The sequence below is a fragment of the Flavobacterium sp. genome, from assembly GCF_043722275.1.
In the GTDB taxonomy this organism is placed as follows: domain Bacteria; phylum Bacteroidota; class Bacteroidia; order Flavobacteriales; family Flavobacteriaceae; genus Flavobacterium.
The window spans coordinates 1-16,636 of sequence record NZ_JAYSPC010000068.1; the positions used below are offsets into that span (position 1 = coordinate 1).

The 16,636-nt window shown below is 32.7% G+C and carries 17 protein-coding genes and 4 tRNA genes; 20 read left to right on the top strand and 1 reads right to left on the bottom strand.

Features of this window, described 5'->3' with window-relative positions; genetic code table 11:
- From ACHZDT_RS09785 to ACHZDT_RS09810, 6 genes are all read left to right on the top strand, one after another.
- Positions 1-1,332, top strand: a 1,332-nt coding sequence (locus tag ACHZDT_RS09785; protein WP_394774446.1) for a RagB/SusD family nutrient uptake outer membrane protein, incomplete at its 5' end; no start/stop codon positions are given.
- A gap of 181 nt (positions 1,333-1,513) precedes the next feature.
- Positions 1,514-3,487, top strand: coding sequence for a putative porin (locus ACHZDT_RS09790; protein WP_394774447.1), 1,974 nt, complete (start codon positions 1,514-1,516; stop codon positions 3,485-3,487).
- Between the two features lie 48 nt (positions 3,488-3,535).
- On the top strand, positions 3,536-4,897 hold the full coding sequence (locus ACHZDT_RS09795) for a pyridoxal-phosphate dependent enzyme (protein WP_394774448.1): 1,362 nt from the start codon (positions 3,536-3,538) through the stop codon (positions 4,895-4,897).
- An 82-nt stretch (positions 4,898-4,979) separates the two neighbouring features.
- Positions 4,980-5,462 carry a 3'-5' exonuclease gene (locus ACHZDT_RS09800; RefSeq protein ID WP_394774449.1) on the top strand — a complete coding sequence of 161 codons (483 nt, stop codon included), beginning with the start codon at positions 4,980-4,982 and terminating at the stop codon, positions 5,460-5,462.
- 75 nt (positions 5,463-5,537) lie between these two features.
- Positions 5,538-6,809, top strand: a complete 1,272-nt coding sequence (locus ACHZDT_RS09805) for a DUF2851 family protein (protein WP_394774450.1) — start codon at positions 5,538-5,540, stop codon at positions 6,807-6,809.
- Positions 6,810-6,889: 80 nt separating this feature from the next.
- Complete coding sequence (locus ACHZDT_RS09810; protein ID WP_066310221.1) at positions 6,890-7,117, top strand: PspC family transcriptional regulator; 228 nt, start codon at positions 6,890-6,892, stop codon at positions 7,115-7,117.
- A 73-nt stretch (positions 7,118-7,190) separates the two neighbouring features.
- Here ACHZDT_RS09810 and ACHZDT_RS09815 read toward each other — a convergent pair whose 3' ends face one another.
- Positions 7,191-8,681: an amino acid permease gene (locus ACHZDT_RS09815; protein WP_394774451.1), complete on the bottom strand. Its 1,491-nt coding sequence runs from the start codon at positions 8,679-8,681 to the stop codon at positions 7,191-7,193.
- A gap of 271 nt (positions 8,682-8,952) precedes the next feature.
- Between ACHZDT_RS09815 and ACHZDT_RS09820 the strand changes: the two genes are divergently transcribed.
- The 14 genes from ACHZDT_RS09820 to rplA all read left to right on the top strand — a co-directional run.
- A complete protein-coding gene (locus ACHZDT_RS09820) occupies positions 8,953-9,840 on the top strand; it encodes a helix-hairpin-helix domain-containing protein (protein ID WP_394774452.1) in 888 nt (295 codons plus the stop codon).
- A gap of 17 nt (positions 9,841-9,857) precedes the next feature.
- Positions 9,858-11,000, top strand: coding sequence for an acyl-CoA dehydrogenase family protein (locus ACHZDT_RS09825; protein ID WP_394774453.1), 1,143 nt, complete (start codon positions 9,858-9,860; stop codon positions 10,998-11,000).
- A gap of 364 nt (positions 11,001-11,364) precedes the next feature.
- Positions 11,365-11,559, top strand: a complete 195-nt coding sequence (rpsU, locus tag ACHZDT_RS09830; RefSeq protein WP_140509154.1) for a 30S ribosomal protein S21 — start codon at positions 11,365-11,367, stop codon at positions 11,557-11,559.
- 119 nt (positions 11,560-11,678) lie between these two features.
- Positions 11,679-12,572 (top strand): tyrosine-type recombinase/integrase, encoded by an 894-nt coding sequence (locus ACHZDT_RS09835; RefSeq protein WP_394774454.1) that lies wholly within the window; start codon positions 11,679-11,681, stop codon positions 12,570-12,572.
- Positions 12,573-12,606: 34 nt separating this feature from the next.
- Positions 12,607-12,909 (top strand): ribosome hibernation-promoting factor, HPF/YfiA family, encoded by a 303-nt coding sequence (gene hpf, locus ACHZDT_RS09840; RefSeq protein ID WP_213302146.1) that lies wholly within the window; start codon positions 12,607-12,609, stop codon positions 12,907-12,909.
- Between the two features lie 91 nt (positions 12,910-13,000).
- Positions 13,001-13,074 (top strand) — tRNA-Thr (locus ACHZDT_RS09845).
- Between the two features lie 52 nt (positions 13,075-13,126).
- A tRNA-Tyr gene (locus ACHZDT_RS09850) sits at positions 13,127-13,207 on the top strand.
- A gap of 89 nt (positions 13,208-13,296) precedes the next feature.
- Positions 13,297-13,368 (top strand) — tRNA-Thr (locus ACHZDT_RS09855).
- A 55-nt stretch (positions 13,369-13,423) separates the two neighbouring features.
- Positions 13,424-14,611, top strand: coding sequence for an elongation factor Tu (gene tuf, locus ACHZDT_RS09860; protein ID WP_394774455.1), 1,188 nt, complete (start codon positions 13,424-13,426; stop codon positions 14,609-14,611).
- Between the two features lie 59 nt (positions 14,612-14,670).
- Positions 14,671-14,741: transfer RNA gene (locus tag ACHZDT_RS09865), tRNA-Trp, on the top strand.
- Positions 14,742-14,759: 18 nt separating this feature from the next.
- Positions 14,760-14,957 (top strand): preprotein translocase subunit SecE, encoded by a 198-nt coding sequence (secE, locus tag ACHZDT_RS09870; RefSeq protein ID WP_394774456.1) that lies wholly within the window; start codon positions 14,760-14,762, stop codon positions 14,955-14,957.
- A gap of 10 nt (positions 14,958-14,967) precedes the next feature.
- Entirely contained in the window at positions 14,968-15,519 is a 552-nt protein-coding gene (gene nusG / locus ACHZDT_RS09875; protein WP_394774457.1) for a transcription termination/antitermination protein NusG, read from the top strand.
- A gap of 67 nt (positions 15,520-15,586) precedes the next feature.
- Positions 15,587-16,024: a 50S ribosomal protein L11 gene (gene rplK, locus ACHZDT_RS09880; protein ID WP_166919979.1), complete on the top strand. Its 438-nt coding sequence runs from the start codon at positions 15,587-15,589 to the stop codon at positions 16,022-16,024.
- A gap of 13 nt (positions 16,025-16,037) precedes the next feature.
- A partial coding sequence (gene rplA, locus ACHZDT_RS09885; protein WP_394774458.1) for a 50S ribosomal protein L1 occupies positions 16,038-16,636 on the top strand: 599 nt, incomplete at its 3' end.

Genomic DNA, 16,636 nt, shown 5'->3' on the forward strand with positions numbered 1-16,636 from the left:
GTTGTAAATATGGCGACTTTTTACGAGTTAACATACAAGGCAACTTATGATCCAACAACTGCAAATAATGTTTACTACTGGGTTGACGGTTACAGATTGATCAACAGATGTAATATTATGATCGAAGGAACAACTGAGGCTGTTGCTAAAGGTGTAATTTCTCAGGCTCTAGGAAATGATTACATTGGGCAGGCTAAATTTTTAAGAGCGATTACGCATTTAGAATTACTTACTTATTTTGCTAAACCATATTTCTTTACTCCTGGTGCTACTCATCCAGGTATTCCTTACAGAGAAGTTGGGGTAAATACAAGTGAAGAAATTGCTACAGAATCAGCAAAACCAAGAAATACTGTTGGAGAAGTTTATGAAAAAGTTTTGGCGGATTTAAACTCTGCAGAAACTTTAATTACTACTGGTAGCTCTACTGCATTTGCTTCAAGAGTTGTTGGAAGAGCTTCTAAGTGGGCTGCAATTGCTTTTAAAACCAGACTTTATCTTCAAAAGAGAGATTGGGCAAATGTAATTGTTGAAGGAAACAAATTAAATGGAGCTTTTGCACTTACTGCTGATCCTTATGCTCCATTTCAAAATACTAGTGCTGTTGCAACTAGTAACTCAGAATCTATTTTTTCTATTCAACATTCTGCGATATCTAATCCTGGTGTAAATGCTGCATTGGCTAACGTATTAAAGGATAGAGCTTTAGTTTGTATTAGTCCAATTCTTTGGAGAGATAAGGAATGGTTAGCTGATGATAAACGAAGAGAAGATGGAAAGTTTATTTACACTCCTAAGTCGGGTATTAAATATACTAATAAGTATACAGATGTTACGAATAAAACAGATGCTGCTCCAATTATCAGATATGCTGAAGTAGTATTGAACATGGCTGAGGCTCAGGCACGTTTGGGAAATTCAACAGCTGCTTTACCTTTGCTAAACTCTGTAAGAAACAGATCTTTGGCTAATCCAATAGCAACTCCAACTAATCCAATTGGGCAGGCTTACACTGCTGCTTCTTTTACTACAGATGCTGCTTTGGTTGCTGCTATTCTTAAAGAAAGAAGAATTGAGTTTTTACAAGAAGGACGCAGATGGACTGATATTCACAGATTACAGCAAGATCCAATAGCAGCTGTTGCTACTAATGGAATTCCTGCAAAATATGCTAATGGTGCACCTGCTGCTGCTGCATATGTATTAACAAATAGTTTCGTTGTTACTACTCCTATTGCTGCTATACCTTATACTAGCTTTAAGTTCTTATGGCCAATACCACAAATTGAATTGAATACTAATCCAGGTTTAGGACAAAATCCAGACTGGTAGTATAAAATAAATATTTTTATTTTTTTAAAAACCCTCAATCACTTTTCTGATTGGGGGTTTTTACTTATTTATGATGATTTGAAAAAAACTCTCAATAACAATGATTTGTTTTTTTATACGTTTTTATCTTTTACCTTTGCTTGACAAATTTTACCCATATAATTACATATAAAGCCATCAAATGAGAATATTCTTTTTTCTATATCTATTAGTTGTACCAACTTTATTGTTTTCTCAGGAAAAAACTACTCCTAAAAATAATTTGGATATGAATACAAAATATTCAAGTATAACAGATACTATAAAAAAGAAAAAAGCTAAAATTGCAACAATAGATCAATACCAGATTATTACGCTGGAACATGATACAACTTATGTCGATACTTCGCTAACTCTAAAAAGTGCTTATAAACAAAACCACCTTCGTAAGGATGATTTTGGACTTTTGCCATTTTCGAATATCGGGCAAACCTTTAATATTTTGCAATACAGCCTGACTAATTTTTCTCCTTATCCTGAAATTGGTTTTAATGGTAAACATTTTAATTATATGGAGGCTGATCAAATAAATTATTATTCGGTAGCGACTCCATTAACAGAATTGTTTTTTAATACAACAATTAATAAGGGGCAAAACGTAGATTCATTTATTACATTAAATACTTCTAAAAATCTTAATTTTTCTATTGCTTATAAAGGATTACGTTCAGAAGGAGATTATATAAATCAATTGGTTAGTGCAGGAAATTTTAGGTTTACAACAAGTTATGCTACAACAAACAGAAGATATGCTATAAATGCACATTATACTTATCAGGATATTTCAAATGAAGAAAACGGGGGAATAACAACGCCTGCGGATTTTGAAAGTGATAATAAAGATTATAAAAATCGTCAACGGTTACAAGTTTATCTGACCGATGCAAAGTCATTTTTAAAAGGTAAACGTTTATTTTTTGATCATGCTTTTAGAATAAATCCTACGGATGGAAGTAATAATTTGTACATAACACATCAGTTTAATTACGAAAACAAATTTTTCGAATACAATCAGGCAACAGTTTTGTCAACTGTAGGGACTTCTACACCTGTACAACGATTTGGTGAGTCATATGTTACTCAGGGAATAAATGATCAGACACATTATGAAAGATTATATAATAAGGTAGGAGTTACTTACGAAAATTCTCTTCTGGGAAAATTTAATTTTTTTGTAGATGATTACAGGTCAAATTATGAATACGGAAGAATTATTGTAAAAGACAGTGGGAAGACTGTAATACCTGATAATTTATTTCTTCAAATTAATAATGTAGGTGGACAATATGAATATCAAAAAAACAAATGGAACGGACGTTTTTTATATTCAAGATCTATCACAAGCCAGTCATTGTCGAATTTAGATGCTAAATTGAGATATGATTGGAATGAAAAAGTTCAATTTGATTTTAGATACCGCAACATTAATAAATTGCCAAATAATAATTACAACTTATATCAAAGTAGTTACGTACAATATAATTGGTCAAATAGTTTCAAAAACGAAAAAATTAATTCATTAAGCGCCAGTGTTCTTACACCTTGGCTAAATGCCGAAGTTCAATATACGGTTTTACAAGATCATTTGTATTTTGCAGATGTTTCTTCACCGGTGCAAATTGCCGCGAATACACAAATTATAAATCCGGCACAGTACGGAAATGCAATTAATTATTTAGAAATAAAAGCAAGCCGTGAATTTAAATTTGGTCGTTTTGCTTTAGACAACACCTTATTGTATCAAAAAGTAGATCAGTCGGATTTAATTTTAAATGTACCTGATTTTGTGACAAGAAATACATTTTATTACTCAGGTCACTTTTTTAACAAAGCATTATATATGCAAACCGGAATTGTTTTTAATTATTTTACAAAATATTACGGCAATGATTATAATCCGGTTATTGGAGAATTTTTTGTTCAGAAAAATAAAGAAATTGGAGGATATCCATTATTTGATCTTTTTGTAAACGCCAGAATTCGTCAGACCAGATTTTATTTCAAAGCAGAACATATAAATGCTCTTTTTTCTAAAAGCGATTATTATTCGGCACCTAACAATCCTTATCGCGACTTCGTTATCCGATTTGGTTTAGTTTGGAATTTCTTCCAATAAAAAAAAGAACTTTATTACTTAAACACCAAATATTAAAATTAAATAAAAATGGACTTTTCAAATAACATTTTAGAAACAATTGGTAATACACCATTAGTAAAACTCAACAAAATTGTTGCTGAAATTGATGCGTTGGTATTAGCAAAAGTCGAAACTTTTAATCCGGGAAATTCTGTAAAAGACAGAATGGCGGTGAAAATGGTTGAAGATGCGGAGGCAGATGGCAGATTACAACCCGGAGGAACTATTATTGAAGGTACTTCTGGAAATACCGGAATGGGATTAGCACTTGTTGCAATCATTAAAGGTTACAAACTGATTTGTGTAATATCAGACAAACAGTCTAAAGAAAAAATGGATATTTTACGTGCAGTCGGAGCAAAAGTTGTAGTTTGTCCTACTGATGTTGAACCAACAGATCCACGTTCTTATTACTCGGTTTCAAAGCGTTTGGCTGAGGAAACTCCAAACTCATGGTATGTAAATCAGTACGATAATATGTCTAATTCATTAGCACATTATGAACAGACAGGACCGGAAATTTGGAAACAAACTGATGGGAAAATTACTCATTTTGTAGTTGGAGTAGGAACTGGAGGAACTATTTCGGGAGTTGGAAAATATTTAAAAGAGCAAAATCCAAATATTAAAATCTGGGGAATTGATACTTATGGTTCAGTTTTTAAAAAATATCATGAAACTGGTATTTTTGATGAAAATGAAATCTATTCTTATATTACAGAAGGAATTGGAGAAGATATTTTACCTAAAAATGTTGACTTTTCTTTAATTGACGGATTTACAAAAGTAACTGATAAAGATGCAGCAGTTTATACCAGAAAAATTGCTCTTGAAGAAGCTATTTTTGTTGGAAACTCCGCAGGAGCTTGTATAAAAGGATTGTTGCAACTTAAGGAACATTTTAAACCCGAAGATGTTGTTGTGGTGCTTTTTCACGATTCTGGAAGTCGTTATGTTGGTAAAATGTTCAATGATGACTGGATGCGTGAGCGTGGTTTCCTTGAAGAAAATATAACAAAAGCCGAAGATGTTATCAAAGATCATATTGATAAGGAATTGATCGTTGTTCGTACCGAAGAATTAGTTTCGCATGCAATTGAACGTATGCGTAAATATAAAATATCACAAATTCCGGTTGTAGATATTAATGGATTTGTTGGTTCTGTAGACGAAACAGATTTGTTTAGAAGTTATGTTGCAGATAAAAATGTAGCCGAAAAACCAATTAAGGAAGTGATGGGGAAACCTTTCCCGATTGTAAAAAAAGGAACCACAATTGAAGAAGTATCAAAATTATTTACCAAAGAAAATGATGCTGTTTTAGTAGATCTTGGAAATGGGAAACACCATATCATTACAAAATATGATATTATTGGATCAATAAAATAAGACAATCTTAATAACTATATAAATCCGTAAATCTAGTTTAACAACCGGATTTATGGATTTTTTGTAGCTTAATATATTTAAAATGAATTTTACTGCAATAGATTTTGAAACCGCAACAAGTTATCATCCGTGCTCTGTTGGAATTGTTACTGTCGAAAACGGAATAATTGTAGATGAGTTTGTGACTTTAATTAAGCCGCCTAAAAATGAATATAATCCATTTACAATTCGTGTTCACGGAATATATCCTAAGGATACGATAAATTCAAAATCCTTTTTACAAGTTTATCCTGAAATCGAAAAAAGATTAAAAAATAGAGTTGTGGTTGCTCATAACGAAAGTTTTGATCGCAATGTTTTAAGCAAATCCATGGAACTTTTCGGGTTGAGATATGAAGATTTGAACATCGCTTCTCGTTGGGAATGTACCGTTAAAATATATAAGGCAAAAGGTTTAAAGCCTACTAAATTAAGTGATTGCTGTCGTGAAATGAAGATTCAATTAACACATCACGAAGCATTATCTGATGCAAGAGCGTGTGCGAAATTATATATGTTGAGATAAAATCATTATTTGTAAGATTAGTATTATTTTTTAATTAAATTTAGGTTTTTATAAATCATAGTAAAAGCCTAAAAAATGAAAGAAGATTTTCTTCATTATCTCTGGAGATTCAAGAAGTTTGATTATTTGAATTTAAAGACAAGTCAAAACCAACAGATCACTATTATTAAAACCGGAGATTATCCTGAACTCGCAGGTCCGGACTTTTTTAATGCTCAAATTATAATAGAAGATCAAAAATGGGCTGGAAATGTTGAAATTCATTTAAAATCTTCTGACTGGTATGTTCACGGTCATGAAAATGATATTGCTTACGATAATGTGATTTTGCATGTAGTATGGGAACATGACACAGAAATATTTGGTAAAAATAATGTAGAAATTCCAGTATTAGTTCTTGCAGATTATGTTTCTTCAGAAATTCTATCAAATTATAATGCTTTAATCACCCCTAAATCTTGGATATTTTGTGAGAAAAGCATTAGTGAAATTGATAGTTTTATATTTAAAAACTGGCAGGAAAGATTGTTTTTTGATCGCTTAGAGCGTAAATCAAAATTTATTTATGATCTGTTAGAGGAAACAAATCAAGATTGGGAAGCGGTTTTGTTTTTATTATTAGCTAAGAATTTCGGTTTAAATACTAATAATAATGCCTTCTTTCAAATTGCAAAATCGATCCCGTTTTCAGTAATTCGGAAAGAAAGTTTTAAAATTGAAAATCTTGAGGCATTACTTTTAGGTGCTTCGGGTTTATTGGATGATGAAAAAGAAGATGTTTATTTTACAGACTTGAAAATCAGGTATTACTATCTTTTAAATAAATATCAATTAGAAAAATGTCACGTAGATTCAGTGCAGTTTTTTAAACATCGACCGGATAATTTTCCAACGATTCGTCTTTCGCAATTAGCAAATTTATATCAGAAACATCAAAACTTATTTTCAAAGATAATTATTCTAAAGTCAGTTAAAGAAGTCTATGATTTATTGAGTGTTTCCGCTAGCTTATATTGGCAAAATCATTATTTATTTGATAAGGAAAGTGTGAAAAAAAAGAAGTCCTTATCCAATTCTTTTTTAGATTTGATTGTCATAAATACCATAATACCTATGCAATTTGCCTACTCAAATATAATGGGAGAATCTATTGCTGAAGATCTAATTGCTTTTATGAATGAAGTTACGCCTGAAAAAAATGCGATTATTGATAAATTTAAATCTTTTGGAATATCTTCTAAAAATGCATTTGATACACAAACATTGCTAGAACTTAAAAATGAATATTGCAATCATAAATCTTGTTTAAAATGTGCATTAGGAATGGAGTTGCTTAAAAGTAAATAGAAAATTAGAAGATATGCTAATGAGTTAATTTTGTACTTTTGTGATCTTGAGCGAATCAAGAATAATCTAAATTTAAAAATATGTCAGCAATCTTAAAACTTAAGTTTTTCTTCGAGAAGTATGGATTTCATGTTTCATCACGTCTTGCAGATAAATTAGGAATGCGTGTAACAAGTGTAAGATTGTTTTTTATTTACATTTCGTTTGTTACTGTAGGCTTAGGATTTGGAGTATACCTAACATTGGCATTTTGGATTCGTTTAAAAGATTTAATCCGAGCAAAAAGAACATCAGTTTTTGATTTATAAATTAATTTAAGCATAAAAAAAGGATCATAAAGTATTACTACTCTATGATCCTTTTTTTATTTTATGTCGAAAATTATTTTTCCGGATTGTTCAATTTACTGTGTTTTTTACCATAAGTAAAGTAGAACACAACTCCTATAGCCATCCATACAAAAAGTCTTAACCAATTTGTCCATCCTAAACCGTACATCATTGCACAACATACAATAACTCCTAAAATTGGAACAAATGGAACGAATGGAGTTTTAAATTCGCGAACCATATTTGGTTCTTTTTTTCGTAGAATTATAACAGAAATACATACAAGTACAAAGGCAAACAAAGTTCCTATACTAGTCATGTCTCCTACAATATCTCCAGGAATAAAAGCTGCGAATGCGCCAACAATTACTAAAATTGCAAGATTTGCTTTATATGGAGTTTTGTATTTTGGGTGAACATCGCTAAAAGCTTTAGGTAATAAACCATCTTTACCCATTGCATAAAATACTCTTGATTGTCCTAATAACATCACTAAAATTACAGAAGAAAAACCTGCAAGAATAGCAACAGTTACCAATTGTCCTAACCATTCGTATCCAATCATATATTTATTGATAGCAAAAGCAACAGAAGCTTCTTTACCACCTGTTCTAAAATCTTCAACAGTTGCAACACCTGTTAATACGTGTGCAAAAAGAATGTATAAAAGTGTACATACAGCTAATGATCCTAAAATACCAATTGGCATTGCTTTTTTAGGATTTTTTGTTTCCTGAGCAGCTGTACTTACAGCGTCAAAACCAATAAAAGCAAAGAAAACAGTTCCCGCAGCTCCTAATATTCCCATAATACCACCATAACTATGTCCAACTCCATGTTCATCAGTAAAAATAGATGCCGGTGGAATATAAGGGGAATGGTTTGCAGGATTTATAAAATTCCAGCCAATAATAATTATTAAGATAACAATAGCGACCTTAACAATTACAATGATTCCGTTTACAAAAGCCGATTCTTGTATACCTTTAATCAATAATAAACTAATAACACTAACAATAAAAAGTGCAGGAAGATTTATAATTCCATGTGTCACTTGTTGTGTTACCGGATCAACTATTTTTTGAAATGGAGAATGAGAAAATTCAAATGGAATGGGACTCATATGGAGGACATTGACCAGAAGATTGTTGAGATATTCACTCCATGCAATTCCTACTGTTGCAGCACCTACTGCATACTCAAGTATTAAATCCCAACCAATAATCCATGCTAAAAATTCACCCATTGTAGCGTATGTATAAGTATAAGCACTACCTGAAATTGGAATAGAAGATGAAAGTTCTGCATAACATAATCCGGCTAATGCACAACCAATAGCTGCTATTATAAATGCGATAGTTACAGATGGACCGGCATTTTGGGCAGCAGCGGTTGCAGTTCTAACAAATAATCCTGCACCAATGATGGCGCCAATACCTAAGGCGATTAATGACCAGGCGGTTAATGTTCTTTTTAATCCTTTTTCAGAATCAGCAGCTTCGGCTAAAAGCTGTGCTAATGGTTTTCTTTTCCAAATTGACATACTATTATATTGGTTTATTGTTATTAAGCTCCAAATGTATCGTTTTTTGTAAAAAATAAAAACAATTATCTCTTTTTAAGTTACAAAATATTAAAAATTCTGATAAATCGTACGCTAAACAATCTTCAACGGCTGAGATTCATTAATTTAATAGTGCTTTATTAATGAAATCTGTAATTTTATATTTTTTTATATTTTTAGTATTATTCTTAATAAATTGATCTTTTTCGTTTAATTTCGGCATTCAATTAGAAACGGAAATTAAACAGAAATGAATTTTAAGGGAGTTACAAAATATTTGAAATTTACAAATCACCAGCGTTCAGGAATTTTTTTACTTTTTACGATTATAGTCATATTACAAGCAGTTTATTTTTTTGCAGATTTTACTATACCCGAAAAATCTTTTCCGGAAAAAGAACAATGGATGTCATTGCAATCAGAAATTGATGCTATGAAATTTACGAAATCAAATGAAAAACCAAAAGTATATGCTTTCAATCCAAATTTTATTACAGACTATAAAGGATATAAATTAGGAATGAATATTCAGGAGATAGATCGTTTATTGGCTTTTAGAAAAGAAAATAAATATGTTAGCTCCGCGAAAGAATTTCAGGAAATAACAAAAATTTCAGATTCTTTACTGAACGTAATTTCACCTCTTTTTAAATTCCCGGATTGGGTTAATAATAAATCAAATTTTAAAACGGATAGAAAGGAGTTTGTCAAAAAAGAATTTGCCAAAAAGGAAAAAATTGTAATTTTAGATATCAATCAGGCAAGTCAGGAAGATTTAGTCAAAGTTTATGGAATAGGAGAAGCTTTATCACAAAGAATTTTAAAGCAGAAAGAAATTTTGGGATGTTTTGTATCAATGGAACAAATGAATGATGTTTGGGGACTTTCACCTGAAGTTATCTATGAATTAAATGCACATTTTAAAGTTGTAATTCCTATATCATTTAAAAAAATTGCCATAAACGAAGCATCTTTAAAAGAGTTGGCACAGTTTTCATATTTCAGATATCCATTGGCAAAACAAATTGTAACTTATAGAAGCATGAACGGAAATATTGATAATATTGAGGATTTATCAAAAATTAAAGGTTTTCCTGTTGATAAAGCAAAAATAATTAGTTTATATTTGGAGTTCTAAAACAAAAGCAGTTAACAATGAATTTTGATTATAACGAAACGCAGTCAATGATTGCACAATCTATAAAAGATTTTGCCGAAAAAAATATCAGACCTAATATAATGGAATGGGATGAGGCTCAAATTTTTCCAATTCCTTTATTTAAAAAATTAGGCGAAATGGGATTCATGGGAGTTTTGGTTCCTGAAGAATATGGAGGATCAGGATTGGGGTATCATGAATATATTACCGTTGTTGAAGAAATTTCAAAAGTAGATCCTTCAATTGGTTTATCTGTGGCGGCTCATAATTCATTATGTACCAATCATATTTTAACTTTTGGAAACGAAGAACAAAAGAAAAAATGGTTACCAAAATTAGCCACAGCAGAACATATTGGAGCTTGGGGATTAACTGAGCACAATACAGGTTCTGATGCGGGCGGAATGAATACAACAGCGGTTAAAGATGGTGACGAGTGGATTGTAAACGGAGCTAAAAACTTTATTACACATGCTATTTCAGGAGATATTGCAGTTGTAATTGTGCGTACCGGAGAAAAAGGAGATTCTAAAGGAATGACAGCTTTTGTTTTTGAAAAAGGAATGAAAGGATTTACTTCAGGTAAAAAAGAAAATAAACTAGGAATGCGTGCCAGCGAAACTGCAGAATTAGTTTTTGATAATTGCCGTGTTCCGGATGCAAACAGATTGGGAGAAGTAGGACAGGGATTTGTTCAGGCGATGAAAATATTAGACGGCGGCCGAATTTCAATTGGCGCTTTATCATTAGGAATTGCAAAAGGAGCTTATGAAGCAGCATTAAAATATTCAAAAGAAAGACACCAGTTTGGGCAGCCAATTAGTAGTTTTCAGGGAATTTCGTTCAAATTGGCAGATATGGCAACTGAGATCGAGGCTTCAGAATTATTGCTTCACAAAGCTGCATTCTTAAAACAACAGCATAAACCTGTTACAACAATGGGAGCAATGGCAAAAATGTATGCTTCAGAAGTATGTGTAAAAGTAGCAAACGAAGCCGTGCAAATTCACGGTGGTTACGGCTACACAAAAGATTATCCCGTAGAGAAATTCTACAGAGATTCTAAGTTGTGTACAATAGGCGAAGGAACTACCGAAATTCAAAAGTTAGTTATCTCTAGAAATTTACTAAAAGAGTAAGATAATAATTTGGGCGTGACCATAAAAATAAAAGCCATTTAGCAAACGTTAAGTGGCTTTTATTTTTATGGTCGGGCTTTTCTCTCCAATCTTTTTATTTTTAAAGAAAAAATAAAAAGGATTTCCGTTTCAATCCCTCACGCACTCTCGGTTATGATATAGGTTTATGGAATGAATAAGTTTTTTTCAAATAAACAGGCAGTGATAAGAGTAAGTTTACAATCAAAGTTTAGTTGTAAAATAGGGTCTTAGATCTTTTTTCTATATTCTTTTTTCTTTCCTCAAAAATAATTCATAATTTATAACTCATTATTAATAATTAATACATACTTTTGCACCCTTAACGAAAGGGGGTGTCTATATTATGTTAATTATACCAATTAAAGACGGAGAAAATATCGATAGAGCATTAAAGCGCTATAAAAGAAAATTTGATAAAACAGGAACTGTTCGTCAACTAAGAGCACGTACTGCTTTTATTAAGCCTTCTGTTAAAAATAGAATCAAAATTCAAAAAGCAGCTTACATTCAAAACATGAGAGATGGTTTAGAAAGTTAGTATTAGCTTCTTAAAAATAATTACCGTTAGTTATCAAAATTTGATACTAACGGTTTTTTTATGCTTAATTTTGAAGTAAATAATATTCTCTATAAGTAGAATGGAAATTACTTATTCTTATGAAATCAAATAATGAAGCATTTCGTGACTATCTTCAGCTGGAAAAAAAATATTCAGCACATACAATTAATGCTTATTTGAATGATGTTTTTTTCTTTGAAACATTCAATAAGGATAATTTTGAACAGGAAAATATTGAAGAGGCAAATTATAGTCAGATCAGAAGTTGGATTGTTTCACTTGTTGACCAAGATATTTCTAATGTTTCTGTAAATAGAAAAATGTCTTCTTTAAAAGCATTTTATAAGTTTTTATTAAAAACAAAACAAATAGAGGTTAGTCCTATGTTGAAACATAAGGCATTGAAAACGCCTAAAATTGTGCAAATTCCATTTTCTGAAAAGGAATTGACAGATTTAATGCATCAGTTTGAGAATCCTTCCGGATTTGAAGAAGTGAGGAATAAGTTAATTGTGGATTTATTTTACACAACAGGAATGCGTAGGGCAGAGTTAATACACTTAATGAAGTATAATGTAGATTTGTCTTCAAATGTCGTTAAGGTATTAGGGAAACGAAATAAGGAGCGCATTATTCCTGTATTGCCAATTATTGTTGATCAGCTTAATTTATATCTGAAAGAAAGAGCTTCTGTTGAAAAGATAGTGGATGAAGATTATTTTTTTATTTCTTCAAAAGGGTTAAAATTGAGTGAATCTTTTGTGTATCGATTAATAAATTCTTACTTTAGTAACGTCTCTGAAAAGGTAAAAAAAAGTCCGCATGTGCTCAGGCATACTTTTGCGACTCACTTATTAAATAACGGAGCGGATTTAAATTCAGTTAAAGAATTATTAGGACATTCGAGTTTGGCGTCTACGCAAGTTTATACCCATAATAGTTTAGCAGAGCTTAAAAAGGTGTATACCAATGCGCATCCTAGAAATAAATAATAGTTCTGAAATGTTTAACCCTAAAATTTGTATTATGAAGGTAGATGTTCATGCAGTTAACTTTACTGTTGACCGAAAATTGGTAGATTTTATTCAGGAAAGAATGGATAAATTAGAGAAATATTACGATCGGGTTGTTTCGGCCGACATTTTTTTAAAAGTCGAAAGAACGAGTGATAAGGAAAACAAGGCGGTAGAGATAAAGATTAATGTTCCCGGAGATGATTTTTTGGTTAAAAAACAATGTAAGACATTCGAAGAAGCTATCGAGCTTTCGGCAGAATCTTTAGAACGTGTATTGGTAAAAAGGAAAGAAAAAATAAGAGCACACATATAATTGAAAATTTTTTCAAAAAAATGTTTTGATTCAAAGATAAAATAGCTACATTTGCAGTCCGTTAGAAATAGCGGGCTTTTTTATTGATATTGCCAGCGTAGCTCAGTTGGCTAGAGCAGCTGATTTGTAATCAGCAGGTCGTGGGTTCGAGTCCCTCCGCCGGCTCTAAATATTTCAAATACGATTTGAAATTGTTCATGCAATTGTTGATAAAAAAGGGGAGATACTCAAGCGGCCAACGAGGGCAGACTGTAAATCTGCTGTGTGAACTTCGCAGGTTCGAATCCTGCTCTCCCCACAAAAAAAAAGAAGTTAAGATTTTGGATTATAGGTTAAGATTTTGAAAATCTGAAAACTAAATTCAAAAATCTAAAATCAGAACTCTCTGCCGGTGTAGCTCAGGGGTAGAGTGCTTCCTTGGTAAGGAAGAGGTCTCGGGTTCAATTCCCGACATTGGCTCAAGTAAGTAGGAAATTGAAAATTAATATATAACTAAGATTAAAAATTAAGTAAAATGGCAAAGGAGAATTTTAATCGTTCCAAACCGCACTTAAACATAGGTACAATTGGACACGTGGATCACGGAAAAACTACATTAACTGCAGCAATTACAAAAGTATTGTCTGATGCAGGTTACTGTCAAGCAAAATCTTTTGATCAAATCGATAACGCTCCAGAGGAGAAAGAAAGAGGTATTACTATTAATACATCACACGTAGAGTATGAAACAGCTAACCGTCACTACGCTCACGTTGACTGTCCAGGTCACGCGGATTACGTAAAGAACATGGTTACTGGTGCTGCTCAAATGGACGGAGCTATCTTAGTAGTTGCTGCTACAGATGGTCCAATGCCACAAACTCGTGAGCACATCCTTTTAGGTCGCCAGGTTGGTATTCCTAGAATGGTAGTTTTCATGAACAAAGTTGACATGGTTGATGACGCTGAGTTATTAGAACTTGTTGAAATGGAAATTAGAGATTTATTATCTTTCTATGAATATGATGGAGATAATGGTCCTGTTGTTCAAGGTTCTGCTTTAGGAGGATTGAATAATGATCCTGCTTGGGTTCCTAAAATCATTGAATTAATGGCAGCTGTTGATTCTTGGATCGAAGAGCCAGTTCGTGATACTGCAAAACCATTCTTGATGCCAGTTGAGGATGTATTTACAATTACTGGTCGTGGAACTGTTGCTACAGGTCGTATCGAAACTGGTATTGCTAATACAGGAGATGCTGTTGAAATCATTGGTATGGGAGCTGATAAATTAACTTCTACAATTACAGGAGTTGAGATGTTCCGTAAAATCCTTGACAGAGGAGAAGCTGGAGATAACGTAGGTTTATTGTTAAGAGGTGTTGATAAAGAATCTATCAAAAGAGGGATGGTTATCATTAAGCCAGGATCAGTAAAACCACACGCTACTTTCAAAGCTGAGGTTTATATCTTGAAAAAAGAAGAAGGTGGACGTCATACTCCATTCCATAATAACTACCGTCCACAGTTCTATGTACGTACAACTGACGTAACAGGAGTTATTACTTTACCAGAAGGAGTAGAGATGGTAATGCCAGGAGACAACTTGACAATTAATGTTGCTTTGTTAAGTCCAATCGCTATGAGCGTAGGTTTACGTTTTGCTATCCGTGAAGGTGGTAGAACAGTAGGAGCAGGTCAGGTGACTGAAATCGTAGGATAATCCTATAAAAATTATAAAAAGCCAGTTGATTTTCTTAACGAGATCACTGGCTTTTAATTACGGGCGTAGTTCAAGGGTAGAATAGCGGTCTCCAAAACCGTTGATGGGGGTTCGAATCCCTCCGCCCGTGCAATATAAAATATATCAAATGACAAAAGTTACTAATTATTTAGCGGAGGCTTTCGAGGAGTTAAAGTCAAATGTTACTTGGCCTGCTTGGGCTGAGGTGCAAAAATTGACAATTGTTGTGGCTGTATTTTCAGTTTTATTCGCCTTGGCAACATGGGGAGTAGATGAATTTTTTGCAAAAGCTTTGGCTGGATTTTTTAACTGGTTAAAAGGATAAATTTTTTGTGATGGCAGATAATAATGTGAAAAAATGGTATGTAGTTAGAGCTGTAAGCGGACAAGAAAATAAAGTCAAAGCTTACATTGAAACTGAAATTGCCAGATTAGGTATGGGTGATTATGTTTCCCAAGTTTTAGTGCCTACAGAAAAAGTAGTTACTGTAAAAGAAGGAAAGAAAATGTCTAAGGATAAAGTTTATTTCCCTGGATATGTTATGATCGAAGCCAATTTAATTGGTGAGATACCTCATATTATTAAGTCTATTACTAGTGTAATTGGATTTTTAGGTGAGATCAAAGGTGGAGAACCTGTTCCTTTGAGGCTTTCTGAGGTAAATCGTATGTTAGGTAAAGTGGATGAGTTAGCTGTAAATACAGATACTCGTGCTATTCCTTTCAGTTTAGGTGAAACTATAAAAGTGATCGATGGTCCTTTTAATGGATTTAACGGTACGGTTGAAAAAATCAATGATGAAAAGCGTAAACTTGAAGTAATGGTTAAGATTTTCGGAAGAAAAACTCCATTAGAATTGAGTTTTATGCAAGTTGAAAAAGTATAATTTTTGTTACATCTATAATAACCACCGTAGTCGCTTCCAATGATTAAGGTGTTAAATTTTTTAAAAAATGGCTAAAGAAATTAGTAAGGTAGTTAAACTACAAGTTAAGGGAGGTGCTGCGAATCCGTCGCCACCGGTTGGACCTGCTTTAGGAGCTGCTGGGGTTAATATCATGGAGTTCTGTAAGCAATTTAATGCTAGAACACAAGATAAACCTGGCAAAATATGCCCAGTACAAATTACTGTGTATAAAGACAAATCATTTGATTTTGTTGTAAAAACTCCTCCAGCTGCCGTCCAATTATTGGAAGCTGCAAAGCTAAAGTCTGGATCAGGTGAACCAAATCGTAAAAAAGTAGCTAGTGTTACTTGGGACGTTATCAAAGCAATTGCTGAAGATAAAATGGTAGACTTAAATGCATTTACAATCGAGGCTGCAATGAGCATGATCGCTGGAACTGCTAGGTCTATGGGTATAACTGTATCAGGAGATGCTCCTTTTTAATTAAGAGAAAGAAATGGCAAAATTAACAAAAAAGCAAAAAGAGGCTGCTTCAAAAATTGAAAAGAACAAACTATACTCTTTAAAAGATGCAGCTGCATTAATTAAAGTTATAGCTTCTGCAAAATTTGATGAGTCTGTTGATATCGCAGTTCGTTTGGGTGTAGATCCAAGAAAAGCGAATCAAATGGTTAGAGGTGTAGTTACATTACCTCACGGAACAGGTAAAGACGTTAAAGTATTAGCATTGGTTACTCCAGATAAAGAAGCAGAAGCTTTAGCTGCTGGAGCTGATTATGTAGGTCTTGATGATTATTTACAAAAAATTAAAGATGGTTGGACAGATGTTGATGTTATCATCACGATGCCAGCTGTTATGGGTAAATTAGGTCCATTAGGTCGTATTTTAGGACCTAGAGGTTTAATGCCAAACCCTAAAACAGGTACTGTAACTATGGATGTTGCAAAAGCTGTTGCAGAGGTTAAAGCTGGTAAAATTGACTTTAAAGTTGATAAAACTGGTATCGTACATGCAGGAATTGGTAAAGTTTCTTTTGGAGCTGAGCAAATTTATGACAATGCACACGAAATTATTCAAACATTAATCAAACTTAA

Coding starts and splice junctions, on each gene's coding strand:
- ACHZDT_RS09790 (WP_394774447.1), top strand. CDS start 1,514: ATGAGAATATTCTTTTTTCTATATCTATTAGTTGTACCAACTTTATTG.
- ACHZDT_RS09795 (WP_394774448.1), top strand. CDS start 3,536: ATGGACTTTTCAAATAACATTTTAGAAACAATTGGTAATACACCATTA.
- ACHZDT_RS09800 (WP_394774449.1), top strand. CDS start 4,980: ATGAATTTTACTGCAATAGATTTTGAAACCGCAACAAGTTATCATCCG.
- ACHZDT_RS09805 (WP_394774450.1), top strand. CDS start 5,538: ATGAAAGAAGATTTTCTTCATTATCTCTGGAGATTCAAGAAGTTTGAT.
- ACHZDT_RS09810 (WP_066310221.1), top strand. CDS start 6,890: ATGTCAGCAATCTTAAAACTTAAGTTTTTCTTCGAGAAGTATGGATTT.
- ACHZDT_RS09815 (WP_394774451.1), bottom strand. CDS start 8,681: ATGTCAATTTGGAAAAGAAAACCATTAGCACAGCTTTTAGCCGAAGCT.
- ACHZDT_RS09820 (WP_394774452.1), top strand. CDS start 8,953: ATGAATTTTAAGGGAGTTACAAAATATTTGAAATTTACAAATCACCAG.
- ACHZDT_RS09825 (WP_394774453.1), top strand. CDS start 9,858: ATGAATTTTGATTATAACGAAACGCAGTCAATGATTGCACAATCTATA.
- rpsU (WP_140509154.1), top strand. CDS start 11,365: ATGTTAATTATACCAATTAAAGACGGAGAAAATATCGATAGAGCATTA.
- ACHZDT_RS09835 (WP_394774454.1), top strand. CDS start 11,679: ATGAAATCAAATAATGAAGCATTTCGTGACTATCTTCAGCTGGAAAAA.
- hpf (WP_213302146.1), top strand. CDS start 12,607: ATGAAGGTAGATGTTCATGCAGTTAACTTTACTGTTGACCGAAAATTG.
- tuf (WP_394774455.1), top strand. CDS start 13,424: ATGGCAAAGGAGAATTTTAATCGTTCCAAACCGCACTTAAACATAGGT.
- secE (WP_394774456.1), top strand. CDS start 14,760: ATGACAAAAGTTACTAATTATTTAGCGGAGGCTTTCGAGGAGTTAAAG.
- nusG (WP_394774457.1), top strand. CDS start 14,968: ATGGCAGATAATAATGTGAAAAAATGGTATGTAGTTAGAGCTGTAAGC.
- rplK (WP_166919979.1), top strand. CDS start 15,587: ATGGCTAAAGAAATTAGTAAGGTAGTTAAACTACAAGTTAAGGGAGGT.